At 35.2% G+C, this 16404-nt stretch carries 15 protein-coding genes and 3 tRNA genes; 7 read left to right on the forward strand and 11 right to left on the reverse strand.

The window, feature by feature from the left end; genetic code table 11:
• Positions 1-2: 2 nt before the first annotated feature.
• The 3 genes from ACODSB_RS18325 to nirB all read right to left on the reverse strand — a co-directional run bounded on the left by ACODSB_RS18325 (position 3) and on the right by nirB (position 3968).
• Positions 3-587, reverse strand: a complete 585-nt coding sequence (locus ACODSB_RS18325) for a DUF4202 domain-containing protein (RefSeq protein WP_488938098.1) — start codon at positions 585-587, stop codon at positions 3-5.
• Positions 588-834: 247 nt separating this feature from the next.
• A complete protein-coding gene (gene nirD / locus ACODSB_RS18330) occupies positions 835-1212 on the reverse strand; it encodes a nitrite reductase small subunit NirD (protein WP_488938099.1) in 378 nt (125 codons plus the stop codon).
• Between the two features lie 242 nt (positions 1213-1454).
• Positions 1455-3968, reverse strand: coding sequence for a nitrite reductase large subunit NirB (gene nirB / locus ACODSB_RS18335; protein ID WP_488938100.1), 2514 nt, complete (start codon positions 3966-3968; stop codon positions 1455-1457).
• Between the two features lie 268 nt (positions 3969-4236).
• Here nirB and ACODSB_RS18340 point away from each other — a divergent pair, with 268 nt between their 5' ends.
• Positions 4237-5016, forward strand: coding sequence for an META domain-containing protein (locus ACODSB_RS18340; RefSeq protein ID WP_488938101.1), 780 nt, complete (start codon positions 4237-4239; stop codon positions 5014-5016).
• Positions 5017-5131: 115 nt separating this feature from the next.
• The gene (locus tag ACODSB_RS18345) at positions 5132-5563 is read left to right on the forward strand and encodes an META domain-containing protein (RefSeq protein WP_180858789.1); all 432 of its coding nucleotides are present in this window, start codon (positions 5132-5134) and stop codon (positions 5561-5563) included.
• Between the two features lie 168 nt (positions 5564-5731).
• Here the strand turns inward: ACODSB_RS18345 and ACODSB_RS18350 are convergent, their stop codons facing one another.
• Positions 5732-7012 carry a DUF2130 domain-containing protein gene (locus ACODSB_RS18350; RefSeq protein ID WP_053470256.1) on the reverse strand — a complete coding sequence of 427 codons (1281 nt, stop codon included), beginning with the start codon at positions 7010-7012 and terminating at the stop codon, positions 5732-5734.
• Between the two features lie 398 nt (positions 7013-7410).
• Complete coding sequence (locus ACODSB_RS18355) at positions 7411-8298, reverse strand: LysR family transcriptional regulator (RefSeq protein ID WP_488938102.1); 888 nt, start codon at positions 8296-8298, stop codon at positions 7411-7413.
• 216 nt (positions 8299-8514) lie between these two features.
• Here ACODSB_RS18355 and ACODSB_RS18360 point away from each other — a divergent pair, with 216 nt between their 5' ends.
• The gene (locus tag ACODSB_RS18360; protein ID WP_488938103.1) at positions 8515-9222 is read left to right on the forward strand and encodes a class I SAM-dependent methyltransferase; all 708 of its coding nucleotides are present in this window, start codon (positions 8515-8517) and stop codon (positions 9220-9222) included.
• A 98-nt stretch (positions 9223-9320) separates the two neighbouring features.
• Here the strand turns inward: ACODSB_RS18360 and ACODSB_RS18365 are convergent, their stop codons facing one another.
• From ACODSB_RS18365 to ACODSB_RS18380, 4 genes are all read right to left on the reverse strand, one after another.
• A complete protein-coding gene (locus ACODSB_RS18365) occupies positions 9321-10298 on the reverse strand; it encodes a zinc-dependent alcohol dehydrogenase family protein (protein WP_488938104.1) in 978 nt (325 codons plus the stop codon).
• 11 nt (positions 10299-10309) lie between these two features.
• Complete coding sequence (locus ACODSB_RS18370; RefSeq protein WP_488938105.1) at positions 10310-10588, reverse strand: putative quinol monooxygenase; 279 nt, start codon at positions 10586-10588, stop codon at positions 10310-10312.
• Positions 10589-10590: 2 nt separating this feature from the next.
• The gene (locus tag ACODSB_RS18375) at positions 10591-11196 is read right to left on the reverse strand and encodes an NAD(P)H-dependent oxidoreductase (protein WP_488938106.1); all 606 of its coding nucleotides are present in this window, start codon (positions 11194-11196) and stop codon (positions 10591-10593) included.
• A 422-nt stretch (positions 11197-11618) separates the two neighbouring features.
• The gene (locus tag ACODSB_RS18380; protein WP_488938107.1) at positions 11619-12605 is read right to left on the reverse strand and encodes an aldo/keto reductase; all 987 of its coding nucleotides are present in this window, start codon (positions 12603-12605) and stop codon (positions 11619-11621) included.
• A gap of 119 nt (positions 12606-12724) precedes the next feature.
• Between ACODSB_RS18380 and ACODSB_RS18385 the strand changes: the two genes are divergently transcribed.
• Entirely contained in the window at positions 12725-13570 is an 846-nt protein-coding gene (locus ACODSB_RS18385) for an AraC family transcriptional regulator (RefSeq protein ID WP_053470249.1), read from the forward strand.
• Positions 13571-13696: 126 nt separating this feature from the next.
• Here the strand turns inward: ACODSB_RS18385 and ACODSB_RS18390 are convergent, their stop codons facing one another.
• Both ACODSB_RS18390 and ACODSB_RS18395 read right to left on the reverse strand, forming a co-directional pair.
• On the reverse strand, positions 13697-14458 hold the full coding sequence (locus tag ACODSB_RS18390) for a C40 family peptidase (RefSeq protein ID WP_053470248.1): 762 nt from the start codon (positions 14456-14458) through the stop codon (positions 13697-13699).
• A 66-nt stretch (positions 14459-14524) separates the two neighbouring features.
• On the reverse strand, positions 14525-15703 hold the full coding sequence (locus ACODSB_RS18395) for an acetyl-CoA C-acyltransferase (RefSeq protein WP_488938108.1): 1179 nt from the start codon (positions 15701-15703) through the stop codon (positions 14525-14527).
• Between the two features lie 240 nt (positions 15704-15943).
• Between ACODSB_RS18395 and ACODSB_RS18400 the strand changes: the two genes are divergently transcribed.
• From ACODSB_RS18400 to ACODSB_RS18410, 3 genes are all read left to right on the forward strand, one after another.
• Positions 15944-16027 (forward strand) — tRNA-Ser (locus ACODSB_RS18400).
• An 89-nt stretch (positions 16028-16116) separates the two neighbouring features.
• Positions 16117-16191, forward strand: a tRNA-Pro gene (locus ACODSB_RS18405).
• 114 nt (positions 16192-16305) lie between these two features.
• A tRNA-Arg gene (locus ACODSB_RS18410) sits at positions 16306-16379 on the forward strand.
• The last annotated feature ends 25 nt before the right edge of the window (positions 16380-16404 follow it).

Raw genomic sequence — 16404 nt, forward strand, 5'->3', positions numbered from 1 at the left:
GTTTACAATCCTAAAGATGCTTTTATAAGATTTAAATTTTCTTCAGAATAATTGATTTTTAAGGCTTCCTGATGTGCTTTATCCGACATTTTATCCCAGGTTTTTTTGATGATATTTTTTAGTTTTTCTTCGTCGTGTTTATGAACGAAAGGGTCTAAATAATATTCTAAAAACACGAGACAAATTACATCTTCTAATAGTTGTGTTTCATGGTCTTTTTTAAGTAATTTTTTCTCTATTAAAAAAGAAACGCGATCAATGAAAGTTTGATCATAGCCAGCTTTTTCAAGAATTTCGGCTGTAGTTTTAGCGTGGAATTTCTTCAATTCTTCTCTCCATTTCAAATAACCCACACGATCCATTGGATATGATTCACGAGCAACTTTCCATCGGCAGATGTGCTGTGCTTTTGACGCAATCTGAATTTCTTCAGAAGCATTGGGTTCAAACTGCATCAGTCTTTCGTACATCCTGTTTGAATACAATAATTCTTTTGGATATTCTTTGTTTTGGTCGGTTTCGATGTTTGGATCTTGTGCGTTTTCAGCATCAATCCATTCGCTTGCTTTTTGAAAAGGTGTAGTCATTTTTTGGTTTGATAATAGATTTCAAAGATACGGAATTAAGTTTTTTTTAGCCACAAATTTCACGAATTAGCACGAATTATTGTTTTTGTTTTTTTGCCAAAGATTAAAGGATTTTTTGGATTTAATCTGGTGTTAAGTTTTTTTGCCACGAATTTCACGAATTCCACTAATTTAATTCGTGCTAATTCGTGAAATTCGTGGCAAATAATTTTAATCCTTTTAATCTGTGAAATCTGTGGCTTTAAAATTAATCTACAAATCCAACAAATACTTCGTTTTCAATTACTTTAATTGGATACGTTGCAATTTTTAAATCATCGCCATTTAAGTTAGAACCATCTACTAGTGAGAATGTTTTTTTATGCATTGGGCAGGCAATTTTTGGAATATCATCTGTAGATCCTGTCATTCCTCTTGAAAGTACCATTTCCATTTTGTGCGGACATGCGTTTTGGCAGGCGTACCATTCATTACGGCGTGTGAAATTGAAAATAGCAATCTGCTTGTTTTTGTATTTAATGCAGCCGCCGCGATTAGTAGGGAAATCTTCAACTTTGCCCACTTTAAACCAAATTGTTGCGTCGCTTGGGGGAACTGTTTCGTATTGATTTAAGATTTCTTCCATTTTGATTGAGTTTTGATTTCCTGTTTCTTAGCCCTCTTTTTACAATCAAGAGAGTTTTTGATGGCGCAGTAAAAAAGAGGGTAAGAAGGACAGCAAACGTTATTGATATTTTTTTGTTTTTTGGAGCTTTATGATGTTTTGCCACAAAGGCGTAAAGGCGCTAAGTTTTTTTTTAAGTTTTTATGACTTGACTTTGTGACTTTGTGACTTTGTGACTTTGTGCCTTTGTGGCAAGATATTTTTTAAGTCCAAGCTTTTGGCGCTTTTTGATCTCTTAACGGAACAAAAACTGCATTGTCGTCTTTCTCGTCTGAGTTTACGAAATGATTAAAGCGTTTTAATAATCTTGGTTTATCCAGAACTTGTTTCCATTCGCATTCAAAAGTGTTTACCAAAGTCTGCATTTCGGCTTCTAATGTTTCACAGATTCCTAAACTGTCTTCGATGATAACTTGTTTTAAATATTCTAAACCTCCGTCTAATTTTTCTAACCAGGTTGAAGTTCTAATCAGCGGGCCAGCGGTACGGATATAATACATTAAGAATCTGTCCATGTATTTGATAACCGTTTCTTTATCAATTTTCTCTGCTAATAAAACAGCGTGTTTTGGATTTGCTCCACCATTTCCTGCGATGTATAAATTCCAGCCACCTTCAACAGCAATTAATCCGAAATCTTTTCCTCTTGCTTCTGCGCATTCGCGAATGCAGGCCGAAACACCGCCTTTTAATTTATGTGGAGAACGGATTCCTTTGTATCTGTTTTCAAGTTCGATAGCAAATCCGGCGCTGTCGTCCATTCCGTAACGACACCAGGCATTTCCGACGCAGCTTTTTACGGCACGAAGCGATTTTCCGTAAGCATGGCCGCTTTCAAAACCATTGTCAATTAAGATTTTCCATATTTTTGGTAAATCACTTAAATGTGCTCCAAATAAATCAACTCTTTGTGCTCCGGTAATTTTAGTATATAAATCGAATTGTTTGGCTACTTCGCCAATCACAATTAATTTCTCAGCTGTGATTTCACCTCCGGCAACTCTGGGAACTACAGAATACGTTCCGTTTCGTTGAATATTGGCCAAAAATCTATCGTTTGTATCTTGAGTTGTAACGTGTTTGTTTGCCGTATCATTATAAATACTAGAGAAAATAGAAGCTACAACAGGTTTACAAACTTCGCAGCCGTCGCCTTTTCCGTGATGATCTAAAACATCATAGAAATTCTCGTATTTATTGATTTTTACTAAATCGAATAATTCCTGACGATTATAGCTGAAATGTTCGCAGATTACTTCTTTAACTTCTTTTCCAAGTGATTTTTGAGTGGCTTTTACCAAGTCAGAAACCATTGGTTTACAGCCGCCGCAGCCAGAAGTAGCTTTAGTTGCTTTCACAACATCTGAAAAACTAGCGCAGCTTTCATCTAAAATTTTACAGCAGATAGAGCCTTTTGTAACATTTTCGCAAGAGCAAATTACGGCTGTATCCGGTAAATCCATTACGCTTCCTAAACTTGAACCTTCAGAACCGTCACGAGAGCCTAAAATCAAATCTTCCGGATTTTTAGGTAAGGCCATTGCGTTACTGTAAATCTGGAAAAGCGAATTATAATCGCTTGCATCTCCAACCAAAATTCCACCTAAAAGCGTTTTAGAATCTTTGGTAATATTGATTCTTTTGTAAACACCGCTTAATTTATTCTCATAAATAATTGCGGTTACATTTTCATTTTCAACAAAAGGATCACCAAAACTTGCCACTTCTACACCAATTAATTTTAATTGTGTCGACATATCGATGGTTTCTCTCATGGTTTTAGAACCATTTAAGATTTGCTCGGCGGCAACATCGGCCATTTCGTAACCCGGAGCAACAAGTCCGTAAATATTTTGGTTGTAAAGTGCCGCTTCGCCAATAGCATAAATAGAAGGATCTGATGTCTGCATTTGATTGTTTACCACGATTCCGCCTCGTAAACCCACTTCAAGTCCTGAAACTCGAGCTAATTCGTCGCGAGGTTTAATTCCGGCAGATATAACTAACATGTCTACTTTTAACAATTCGTCGTCAGCAAACATCATTCCTGTTATACTTTCTTTTCCGTCAATATATTGCGTTGCTTTGTTAAGATGGATTCCAATATTTAATTCTTCAATTTTAGATTGAAGCATATCGCTTGCACCTTTGTCTAATTGTCTTGGCATTAAACGCGGAGCAAATTCGACAACATGCGGATTCAATCCTAAATCCCTAACGGCTTTTGCAGCTTCAAGACCTAATAATCCTCCGCCAAGAACAGCGGCTTCGGTTGCGCCTTTTTGTTTTATCTTTTTGGCATAAGCCATAATAGCATCTAAGTCTTCGATGGTTCTGTATACAAACACGCCTTCTTTTTCGACTCCGTCAATTGGTGGAACAAAAGCTGATGAACCTGTTGCTAAAACTAAGTAATCGTACGTATGTGTTTTTTCTAAATGCGTATGTATTGTTTTTTCGGTACGATTTATATCTGTAATTAATTCAGATGTGTTTAGAATAATGTTGTTTTCAGCGTACCATTCGGTTGTAGATAATGATAAATCATCGGCCGTTTTTCCTCCAAAGTATTCACTTAAGTGAACACGGTCGTAAGCACGCCTTGGTTCTTCACCAAAAACGGTAATTTGATACTTTTCTTGTTCTGATTTTGCAATGAACTTTTCGCAAAATTTATAACCAACCATGCCGTTTCCAACTACTATTACTCTAATCATGATTTCTTTAATTAAGTATTACTACGCAAATATAAGTATTAATACTTATAAAAATACGTATCACAGGTATTTTTTTAAGTAGATGTAACATTTGAAGAATACGTATTTCATCGTAATCTTTTACGTAGTGCGGGTTTTTAATGACATGGAATGCTGATAATTATTTTAAATTTGAAAAGATTCTAAATAAGAAATTCAAAATATTGTCGTAAATTCATAAGAATTTTACTTGTATTTTGTTAAATGATGTTATTTCAAATAAAGCGTTATGAAAAATATACTTTCACTTTTGTTCTTACTTTCTGTAATGACTGGCTGTAAATCTACAGCAGATAAAACTTCAAATACACAAACTATTTCGGAATATGGTTCTCAGGAAGATGAAATGAAATATTATTTTACTGCAACCGGAAATGAGCCTTTTTGGGGCTTAAAGATGGGAAATGAGGAGATTATATTCACTTCTTTAATTCCGGGAAAAGAGAAACTTGTTTTTGCGCCTGTTGATGCAATTAAAGCTATGGATGCTAATGTTAAGATGTATAAAGTGGCAAATGAAACATCGACAGCAACTATTACAATACAGCAGGTAGATTGTCAGAATTCAATGTCTGGTGCCATTTCACCTTATAAAGTTTCGATAGAAATTAAAAATAATTCAGAATTAGAGGCCAAAAAAATTGGTGGCTGCGGAAAATATAATACAGATTATCGCTTACATGATATTTGGGTTCTGGAAGAACTCAACGGATTCAAAGTTTTTGTAACGGACTTTCAAAGAGAATTGCCAAGAATCGAAATCAACTCTTCTGAAAATAAATTTATGGGTTACGGCGGTTGTAATGCAATCAGCGGAACTATTTTTTATGAAAAGAATTTACTTCGATTCTCCAAAGTTATTTCGACTTTAATGGCTTGTGCGCCGGGAAATAAAGAAGGAGAGTTTACTAAAGCATTGCAAAATACGACTACTTATAGTATTGAAAATAACAGGTTGACTTTGTCAAATCCTTCGGGTAAACTTTTGGTTTTTAAGAAAGTAGATTGAAAATTTTGAATTTTAAAAATGTCTTAGAATGGTTTAAAAATAACTTATAGTAACATAAAGATAACTTAAAGCTGGAATATTTTTGTAAAATAAAACTTATAAATATTTATTTTACATGAAAAAGATTTTAATGTTGTTTATTGCAGTCTCATTAGCTTATAGCTGCAAGTCAAGTAAGACTACAAATTCTACAGCTGCGACTAACGAAAACGCAATCGAAAAGAAATTACAACAAACCTGGATTTTAGAAAACTTAAACGGAAAAGTAATTACTGAAAAAGATTTTTCTAATGCTCCAAAATTAGAAATGTCTTCATCTAGTTTTTCCGGGTCAACAGGATGCAACGGTATTAAAGGAAGTTTAGAATCTGATGGTGCAGGAAAACTTAAGTTTCCTAATCTTACATCAGAAACTAAAAAATGTGATGCAAAAAAAGAAGGCGAATTTATGCAGTTATTAAGAACGACTTCTGGTTATTCTATTGAAAATAACAAGCTTTACCTTTCTAATCAGTTTGGATTGACAATGTCCTTTAAAAAAGGTTAATTAAAAAATGAAAGGCTTCGATTAATTTCGAAGCCTTTTTTTATTTTGTCATTTCGAGGAACGAGAAATCACACTAGTAATTCCGCAAAGAAAAAGATAAAAAAAATCCGTGCACATCCGCGTTTTCGCGTAAGCGAATCCGTTAAATCTGCGTGCCATCTCACATTGTTATTCCAATAATTCTTTAGGATCTTCATCATCACCTTCAATAAAATCCAATTCTAAAGCTCGTACAGTCTGAACCGCATTTCCAGCAATTCCACGAATCGATCCGTACATTCCTAAAGTGTTGTGAACTACTTTTTCGATTTGTTTTTCACGTTGTTTCCAGATTCTCTGCATGGCTCTTTTTTCGGCATCCAAATCACCTTGCATTTGGGTAAAACCTTCTACAATTCCTTCAATCTGCAAACGGAATTCGTTGCTGGTTAAAAAATCATACAACATCGACATTTTATCGCCTTTGTTTTCCTGCGCCTGAACGGCCTGACTTACCTGAATTAGTGACTGACGCAAAACGGCGCTTAAACCTTTAAATTCTTCATACGTACAAATCCAGATTCCGTCGCGCATTCCCATACGTTCCATTCCGGCCGGCATTACTTCAGTAACTAAAACACCAATATTGGCTCTTTTAGTTCTAATATCATTTTTGAACTTTTCGATCCAGGAAGGCTGAAAAGCTTTTGTTCTTTTACTTTCGTAATAAATAGAACCGCAATTTTGCAATTCGCGCGTGTTTACAATTTGAAGGCAATCGGCACCATTTGCGCCTTTTTTGATTTCATCAATGCTGTCAAGCGGGAAATTATTTGCCAGCCATTCTTCAATCGCTAATTCCATTACTTCGCCTTGCAATTGCATAGAACCTTGTTCCTGCTTGCGTTTCATTTCTTCAATCAGCTTTTTTTGATCGTCAGATTGTTTTTGATATTCCTTGATTTTCAGCTCGTTTTTCTCTTCTTCCTGTTTGCGAATTTTATCGCGTTCCAGAACCAAAGTAGCGTTGAGTTGCTTTTGCGCTTCGGCTTCAATTGCTTCTTTCATTTCCAGTTTTTCACGCTGTAATTTTGCAATTTCGCCTTCCATTTTATTTAATTCTCTGATTTTTTCTGACTTTTCAGAGAGTTCTTTTTCCATTAAAAGTAAACGGTCTTTATTTTCTTCTTCGAGTTTAATTTTAAGTTTTTCAGAAATTTCTTTTTCGGCTATTTTTCTTTCTCGGTCCAATCGCTCGGCAAAAAGTTCGTTTTCCTGTTTCTTTTTTGCTTCAAATTCGGCTTTTGCTTTTTCGAATTGTTCGTTTTTAAGCTCTAATTCTTTATTTTGGATGGTAGCTTTTTGTTGAAATTCTTTGCGTATGCTATCTTCCAACTGATGTTTTAAAACATCATTGACATCGATAGGAGTTCCGCAGTTTGGACACTGAATTGAAGATTGTTCAGCCATTTTTATTGATTTTATTTTGTAGAATTATAATTTGCTAAGGTATTTAAAAGTTCTGTTTTTATGGGTGAGATTGGTGTGATAAATTGTAACGATTTTTTGTTTGCCACGAATTACACAAATTTCCACTAATTAGTTTTGATTAATCTCGCAAAGACGCAGAGGCGCAAAGTTTTTTTTAGCCACAGATTAAAAAGATTAAAAGGATTTTTTTCTCATTTTATGTCATTTCGACGAAGGAGAAATCTTCGCAAGTAACTCCGCAACGTAAGCCAATCTTTGCCGAGCTTCTCGCGAAGATTTCTCCTTCGTCGAAATGACAAACTTTGGGCATACCATTAAATATTAAATAAAAAACTTTGCGTCTCTGCGCCTTTGCGAGATTAAATTATAAAGTAATCTTAGCGAGAACTACTTTTACGCAATAAAAAATCGACTGCGGTTTTAGTAATCTCAGATTCATCTTCTTTTAATGTAATTATTGAAACATCTGTCCGCAAATTGACTTTTTTTAATTCAATAAAGCCTATTTCTGGATCTTGATTGTTTTTGGCAATATTCGAAGGAACAATTGAAATCCCTAATCCGTTTTTGACTAATTGTACGATTGAATTAATGTTGTTCGCTTCGTGAATTATCTTTGGCGTAAAGCCATAAAAAGCACAAAGTTCTAATAAAACTTCATGATAATGTGGTGCATAATCTTTGTTGAAGAAAACGAAAGTTTCCTCTTTTAAATTTAATATCTCTTTTTCCGATTTTATTTGAATGATGCTTTTATTATAAACCAATGAAAAACCATCCTGAAACCATAAATGCGATTGTATTTTGGGAGATTTTATGGGAGAACGTATAATTCCCATTTCGATTTTTCCTTGTTCTAAAGCATCAATTTGTTTGGTTGTAGAAATTTCAAAAAGCTTGAAATTTACATACGGAAATTGTATTTTTAAATGTTTGATTAAATCTGAAATAACTGCCGAATAAATGGAACTGATATAAGCAATCCTAAATTCGCCCGAAACATTCTCGGCAATCTTTTTAGTTTTTAAAGATATATGTTCCAAATTTTGAAAAAGTGCTTTGACTTCTTTTTCGAAATATTTTCCAGCTTCAGTAAGTGCTACTTTTTTATTGTTCCGAATGAAAAGCTTTGCCTGAAGTTCTTCTTCCAATTCAATAATTTGTCGGCTTAATGGCGGCTGGGAAATAAAGAGTTTTTCTGAGGCTTTAGTAAAGTTCAGTTCTTCGGCTACAGCCAAAAAATATTTTAGATGACGCAATTCCATGATACTTTAAAGGTATTATTAATTGATAAAAATAGTATTTTTAAAGTATTTATGAAAAGGATAGTTTTGAAAAAGAAAAACAAGTCTCTCGCAGATCTGGCAGATTGAGCAGATTATTAGTTTAGATAAATCATCTTAATCACAATATTCCAATCAATAATAGCAAAAAGATTCGCTTAATCTGCCAGATCTGCGAGAGATTAAAAAACAAAGACTATGAAAAAATCAACTGTTACAGAGATTAAGGAACGATTTGATAATGATGTTGAACGATTTTCGAATTTAGAAACGGGACAATTATCTACAATTGACGCCAAAATTTCTTTAGAATTAATTACCGAGGCTTCAAAACGAATTGTTCCAAATGCCACTCATGTTTTAGATATTGGCTGCGGTGCCGGAAATTATACTTTAATGATGTTGTCTAAATTGCCAAATTTAAACTGCACTTTGGTCGATTTAAGTTTGCCAATGTTGAATAAAGCTTTTGAAAGGGTTTCAGCAGAAACAAACGGAAAAGTCGAGATTAAGCAAGGTGATATTCGCGAAGTTAAATTAGAAGAAAATAGTTTTGATATTATTTTGGCTGGAGCTGTTTTACATCATTTACGGGATGATAAAGATTGGGAAACTACTTTTATAAAGTTGTTTAAATTATTAAAACCGGGCGGTTGTTTTATGATTTCAGATTTAATTACGCAGGATACAGAATTATTAAATGAATATACCTGGCAGCGATACGGTGAATATTTAGAAGGAATTGGCGGAGCTGAATATCGTCAAAATGTATTTGACTATATTGCCAAAGAAGATACCCCAAGATCAATGAATTATCAATTGGATTTGATGAAAAAAGTGGGTTTCAAAAGCGTAGAGATTTTACATAAGAATATGTGTTTTGGCGCTTTTGGCGGAATTAAATAAAAAGTTTGCCACGAATTACGCTAATTTCCACGAATTTTTATTTCTCTAGTTAAAAAAAATAATTCGTGAAAATTCGTGTAATTCGTGGCAAAAAAAACTTAAATAATATCTACAACAATTTTTCCAATTGCAGAACCGTCGCTTACAGCTTTGTGAGCTTCCATTGCATTGTCTAAAGTGAATTTTCTAGGATCAATTAGTGGTTTTAGCTTTCCTTCTTCAATTAATTTTGTTGTTTCTTTTAAGATATCTCCGTGATGTTTTCGGTTTTCGTTGCCAATCATTGGACGTAAAACGAAAACACCGTGAATACTTGCTGAACGAAGTGAACTTGTTGCTAAAGTATGTGTTCCGAAAGCATAACAGCTGCTAATTTGCCCGTAATGACGAATGGCTTTAAATGAATCGTCAAGAGACTGACCTCCAAGGGTGTCGTAAATAATATCAAAACCTTTTCCGTTTGTGTATTGATTTACATAATCTTCAACGGGTGTGTTTTTATCAATCGCAGTTGCTCCATACGATTTTACAATTTCTGCTTTTTGAGAAGAAACCGTTGCATATACATCGGCACCAAAAATTTTAGCCAGTTGTACGACCATGTGACCAACGCCGCCAGCTCCGGCGTGAACCAAAACTTTGTCACCTTTTTGAACTTTCGCTCTGTCAATTAAACCTTCCCAAGCGGTAAGCAATACTAGCGGAATTCCTGCAGCTTCTTTCATGGTTAGGTTTTTAGGTTTTATAGCCAATAAATCAGCATCAACAGCTGTATATTCTGCTAAAGTTCCCTGAAGACCAAGAACGCCGCCGGCAAGTCCGTAAATTTCGTCACCAACTTTAAACTCCGTTACGCCTTCGCCAATTTCTTCAATTACTCCGGCAAGATCTGTTCCTAATATAGCTGGTAAAACAGGTGATGCATAAGGTGAAAGTCCAAGTCGGATTTTGTTATCGATTGGGTTTACACCGCTTGCGTGTATTTTAACTAAAACTTCTCCTTTTTTAGGAGCTGGTTTTTCAATCTCAGTTTTTACGAACTCAGATTCGTATGTATTGGTGAAAAGTGCTTTCATAGCCTTATTTATTAAAGTATTTGGATTGTTTTGTAAACCTGAATTGGTGCAGAAGTTAAGGCTTCGCTTTTAGCAATAAAGTCTAGTAAATAAGGCTGATTGTTATGAATATCAAGTCCGGCCTGATCTTTCCATTCTTCCCAAATAATGAAAACATTATCAGTTGTATGAAGATCGTAACGAACGCAGGCTTCTTCTTTTCTGGTTTGTGTAACAAGGTTTTGAATCAAGATTTTAACTTCTTCAATATTTTCTTGTTTACTTTTTATAATTGCAGTGATTGAGATCATGATTATAGGTTTTTAAAGGTTTCTTCTAAATGTTTGGTGTAATTTTCTTTGAAGATGACAATGTTTTCTGCAGTTGCACCTTTTTCAACGTCGTGGAAATGGAAACTGTTTAATTTTTCCATACCTACAAATTTATTCATTTTATGGAAACCAAACATAGCTCCTTGATCTACAGATGTTTCTTCGAAGAATTCTCCCGGAAGTATAAAGGCTGTTGCAGGCGCATTCCAACTTGTAGTCAGCATATATTTACGTCCGTGTAATTGTCCGCCTGTTCCGTAATTGATATCAGGATTTACCCGGCTTCTTCCGTCGCTTTTGTAAATTCCTTTGTTGTGTCCGGCTGTGAAAACGTCGTCGATGTATTTTTTGAAAAGATTTGGTAATTGAAACCACCAAACTGGCGTGTGATATACTACAACATCTGCCCAAACAAATTTTTCTACTTCTTCGTCTAAGTCAAAGTTTTGTTTGATGTCGGTTGTTTTTATTTCGAATTTGTTACTGTTTTTTAAGTATTCGATTGTCCAGTCGGTAACGGTTTCATTGAATTTTCCGCCTGAATGTGCAAAATTTTGGCTTCCGTTGATGATAAATATTTTCTTCATTTTATATGATTGTTTCTTTTGAAAATGGATGCGTGAGGGATAGGAGTGGAAATCCTTTTGTGCCTCGTTTTTTAACGAGACACAAAAGATTGTAACGGATAGCCCGGCCCTTGGGACACGCCCAAATCCTAATTATTTAATTTTTTGAGATTTTTTTTGAAACACATAGAGACATAGATTTTTATTTTCTAAAAAAGGTAATTGAAAGAAACTAGTTTCTAACACATAGTTTTCAAAGTTTGTCATTCCGAGGAACGAGGAATCGCACTAGAAACTCTATAAAGAATGTCGACAATCTTTGTCGAATCCCGAGTGCGATTCCTCGTTCCTCGGAATGACAAGATTGTGTGGCTATGTTTTTTTAAACAAGTGAAACGCCTTTACCGACAAAGAAAAAACTATGTTTCTATGTGTTTAGAATATTATTTAAGTTTCGAAATTGCCTGATTAATAAATTCCAATTCTGAAGCTGATAAATCGAAATCCATTGTTTTTGCGTTTGAAATCGCTTGTTCTGCATTTCTTGCTCCGGCTAAAACAATTGTAATTCCTTTTTGTAAAGTTGTCCAGCGTAAAACCAATTGCGAAATTGAAATGTGTTTTGCATTTGCTAATGAACTTAATTCTTCAACTAAAGTTTTTACTTTTTGAAGATCGAATTGACCAAAATAACCATTTCTATGATCATTATCTTTTAATTTACTGTCGGTGAAATATTTTCCGGTTAATAAACCTCTTTCCATTGGGCTGTAAGCAATGATTCCAATGTTTTCCTGAATGGTAAGTGGCACTAAATCAGTTTGAATAGCCTGATTCAGCATACTAAAAGGAACTTGATTTGAAGCTAACTGAATTGTTTTTTGCGCTTCTTTAATTTGTGCTTCATTGTAATTACTCACTCCGGCGGCTCTGATTTTTCCTTGTTGAATAAGGATTTCCAAGGCTTCCATAGTTTCCTGAATTGGAGTAGTGGAGTCTGGCCAGTGAATTTGCAATAAGTCGATATAATCTGTTTGAAGACGTTTTAAGCTTTCTTCAACTTCTTTTATGATATTACTTTTTGAAGCGTATTTGTAAATTGGTAATTTTTTTCCGTTGTCGTCGGCATCAAAAAAGAAATCTCCTTTTCCGTTATTGCTTCCGTCCCAAACCAAACCAAATTTGGTTAATAATTGCACTTTTGAACGATCTTGAGATTTTAAAGCTTCGCCAATCATTTCTTCACTTAAACCAAATCCGTAAAAAGGAGCGGTGTCGATTGTAGTTACGCCGTGTTCGATTGATGCGTGAATGGAGTCGATTGAATCTTTCTTTTCGTTTCCACCCCACATGTTTCCGCCAATGGCAAATGCACCGTAAGTTATAGTTGATAATTCAAGTTCTGAGTTGCCTAATTTTCTATATTCCATGATGTTAAAATTGATATCTTAAAATTATTTGACAAAATTATACCATTTTTTTAACTGTTAAATTGTATATATTTGTCTTTTTTAGGTATATTTGCATCCTGAATTAATTGCTGCAGATTATGAAAAAAGAAAATTTATACGAACCGTTTACAGTATCTTTTGAAACATTGGATGAATATCCGGATGTTGGAGATCGTCATAATTTCTTTGAATTGGTTTATATTTTGGGCGGAACTGGAACGCAATGTATCAACAAAAATATTTTTGAATATGATGCGGGACATATGTTTTTATTGACGCCTGAGGATTGCCATAATTTTACAATTGAAACAGAAACGAAGTTTTTCTTTTTGAGGTTTAATGATATTTACTTGAAGAATTCCAGTCTGCAAAATGAGAATATTCAGCGTTTGGAATATATTCTGCAAAATGCGAATCATCAGCCGGGTTGTATTTTAAAAAATCATGCTGATAAATGTCTGGTGAAAGTGATGGTTGAAGCTATTATTCGTGAACATCAGGATAAAGATGTTTATAATAAAGAATTGATTCAGCAATTGGTTAATACATTGATTATTATTGTAGCAAGAAATATTGCGAAGTATTTACCGGAGCAGGTAAATATTAATTCTGAAGCCAGAGCGATGGATATTCTGCAATATATTCAGACGAATATTTATTATCCGGAGAAGATTAAAGCGGAATCTATTAGTGATTATTTCGGAATTTCGAATACGTATTTGGGACGCTATTTTAAGAAACATGCGAGCGAAACGATGCAGCAATATATTAGCAATTATAAAACGAAGTTGATTGAACATCGTTTACAATTCAGCGATAAGCGTATTAATGAAATTGCGTATGAATTTGGTTTTACGGATGAAAGCCACTTTAATAAATTCTTCAAGAAACAGAGAGGGAATAGTCCTTCGGAGTTTAGAAAGACGATTCGTATTAGTGCGTGATGAATTGGCACGCGGATGACGCGGATTTAAACAGATTTTTTTTATTTTTTATTTTTTTGCCACAGATTTATTGGATTAAAAATGATTTTTTAATCTGTGTTAATCTGTGTAATCAGTGGCGAAAAATTAAATAATTTTCTTAATCACGCGTAGTTTGTGAGTGTGTTTGTTTAATTCTGGATTGTAAATTCCGGTGTGGTCTAAACGGTCAATACGTACTTTTCCACTTGCGTGAATGATGTAATTATTCTCCATAATGATTCCAACGTGGATGATGTTGCCTTCGTCATTGTCAAAAAAGGCTAAATCGCCAACTTCGCTTTCTTCAATAAAACTTAAAGATTCTCCTTCGAGTGCTTGTTGTGAAGCATCGCGATGAATTTTATATCCATTTAGTTTGTAAACCATTTGTGTAAAACCAGAACAATCGATTCCGAATGGCGTTTTTCCGCCCCATAAATACGGAGCATTCAAATACATGAAAGCTGTATTTATTAAGGCACTTTTTGGTTTTATGCCACTGGTTTTTGTTCCTTCAAAATCAAAATTAGAAGTATTGATTTCGCTATTGTGCAGGAAAGATAAAGATGCTCCAAGCGGAATTGGAAGTAATAAGTTGTTAGGCGCAGTGATGTAGTCAATCAAATCGGCATTCAAAATAATGGCTTCTTTGCTTAACTGATTGTACTGCTCCTGAGAAATTATCTGATATTGTTTAGAATCTACCCAGCCTATATAATCATCAAACTGAATTTTTATTCGTGCCCATTGATTTTGGCGTTCTAAAATTTCGATGTGTTCGCCAAACAAAAGTTGTGTAACGATTTCACTTCTGTCACTAGGCTCAGATCGAACGGGTACTATGGCAAGATTGCAGATTCCGAACATTTAGATAATGTATTAGTTAAAAATTAGGAGTTATTAATTTCTAATAACTCCTAATGAAATATTATTTTAAGCTCTTTCGATAACAATTGCAGATGCTCCACCGCCGCCATTGCAAATTGCAGCCGCTCCGGTTTTTGCATTGTTTTGTTCTAAAACGTTTAGTAAAGTTACAATAATACGAGCTCCTGAACAACCAAGAGGATGTCCTAATGAAACAGCACCACCGTTTACGTTTACTTTATTGTTATCAAGATTTAAGATTTTTGAATTGGCAAGACCAACAACTGAGAATGCTTCGTTGAATTCGAAATAATCAACATCACCAATTGCAATTCCTGCTTTGTCTAAAGCTTTTGGTAACGCTTTTGCCGGACTTGTAGTAAACCATTTTGGTTCTTGTGCAGCATCGGCATAACCTTTTATGTAAGCTAAAGGTTTTAAACCTAAAGCATTTGCTTTTTCTTCAGACATTAAAACTAAAGCCGCAGCACCATCATTGATTGTGGAAGCGTTTGCAGCAGTAACTGTTCCGTCTTTGGTGAAAACAGCACTTAATGAAGGAATTTTATCCAATTTTACATTGGTGTATTCTTCGTCTTTAGAAACGATAATTGGTTCGCCGCGTCTTTGTGGAACTTCAACAGGAACGACTTCATTATCAAATTTTCCGGCATCCCAGGCTTTTGCGCTTCTTTCATAAGACTGAATAGCGAAATTATCCTGTTCTTCACGGCTGATGTTGTATTCAGTTGCACATAAATCAGCGCAAACTCCCATTGCGTTGTTATCGTAAGCATCTGTCAAACCATCTTTTTGCATTCCGTCGAGCATTGTTGCAGGACCAAATTTGTTTCCGGCACGCATTTGTACGTAGTGTGGAATTAAGCTCATGCTTTCCATTCCACCGGCAACTACAATTTCTGCATCACCGCAAGCGATTGCCTGTGCGCCAAACATTACAGCTTTCATTCCAGAGGCGCAGACTTTGTTTACTGTTGTGGCAGCAACTTCGTTTGATAATCCTGCAAAAAGTGCAGCCTGACGAGCCGGAGCTTGTCCAACGCCTGCCTGGATTACGTTCCCCATGAAAACTTCATCAACTAATTTTGGGTCTAGGTTAATTTTTGAAAGGGCTCCTTTTATGGCAGCAGCTCCTAATTGTGGTGCGGGTACGGTATATAACCCTCCCATGAAACTTCCGATAGGTGTTCTAACGGCAGAAACGATAACAACTCTTTTGTTCATTTTCTGTTTAATATTAGTTAATGTAGCAAATTTACTCTTTATTTGAATAAATTCAAATTTTGCATCAATTGGAATGGATTTTAAATTGAATATGAATTTTTTGTTAATTCTATTCGTTTGATTGTGAAGTGTTTTAGAGAAAAGATTAAAAAAACTTAAAAAAAAGCGAAAAAATAGTTGTGAGAAATGGAATGTTGTCTTACATTTGCAACCGCAAAACAGAACACGTTTCTTGAGCTTGGAGAGGTGCCAGAGCGGTAATGGAGCAGATTGCTAATCTGTCGACGGGTAACCGTCGCCAGGGTTCGAGTCCCTGTCTCTCCGCTTAATTTTTGCCTCGGGGTGTAGCGTAGCCCGGTTATCGTGTCCCGATTGAGATCGGGAAGACCACAGATACAAATCTATGTCTAATTCGGGGTGTAGCGTAGCCCGGTTATCGCGCCTGCTTTGGGAGCAGGAGGCCGCAGGTTCGAATCCTGCCACCCCGACTAAAACTTTAAGCGATAAAGTTTTAAAATAAATGGACGCATAGCTCAGCTGGATAGAGCATCCCGATTTTTAATCGGGACGGTCAAAAGGTTAAGTTTAAAGTTAAAGAAAATGGACGCATAGCTCAGCTGGATAGAGCACCTGCCTTCTAAGCAGGCGGTCGAAGGTTCGAATCCTTCTGCGTTCACGAAAAGCCACTCAAATCGAGTGGC

This window comes from Flavobacterium sp. FG68 (assembly GCF_057808895.1).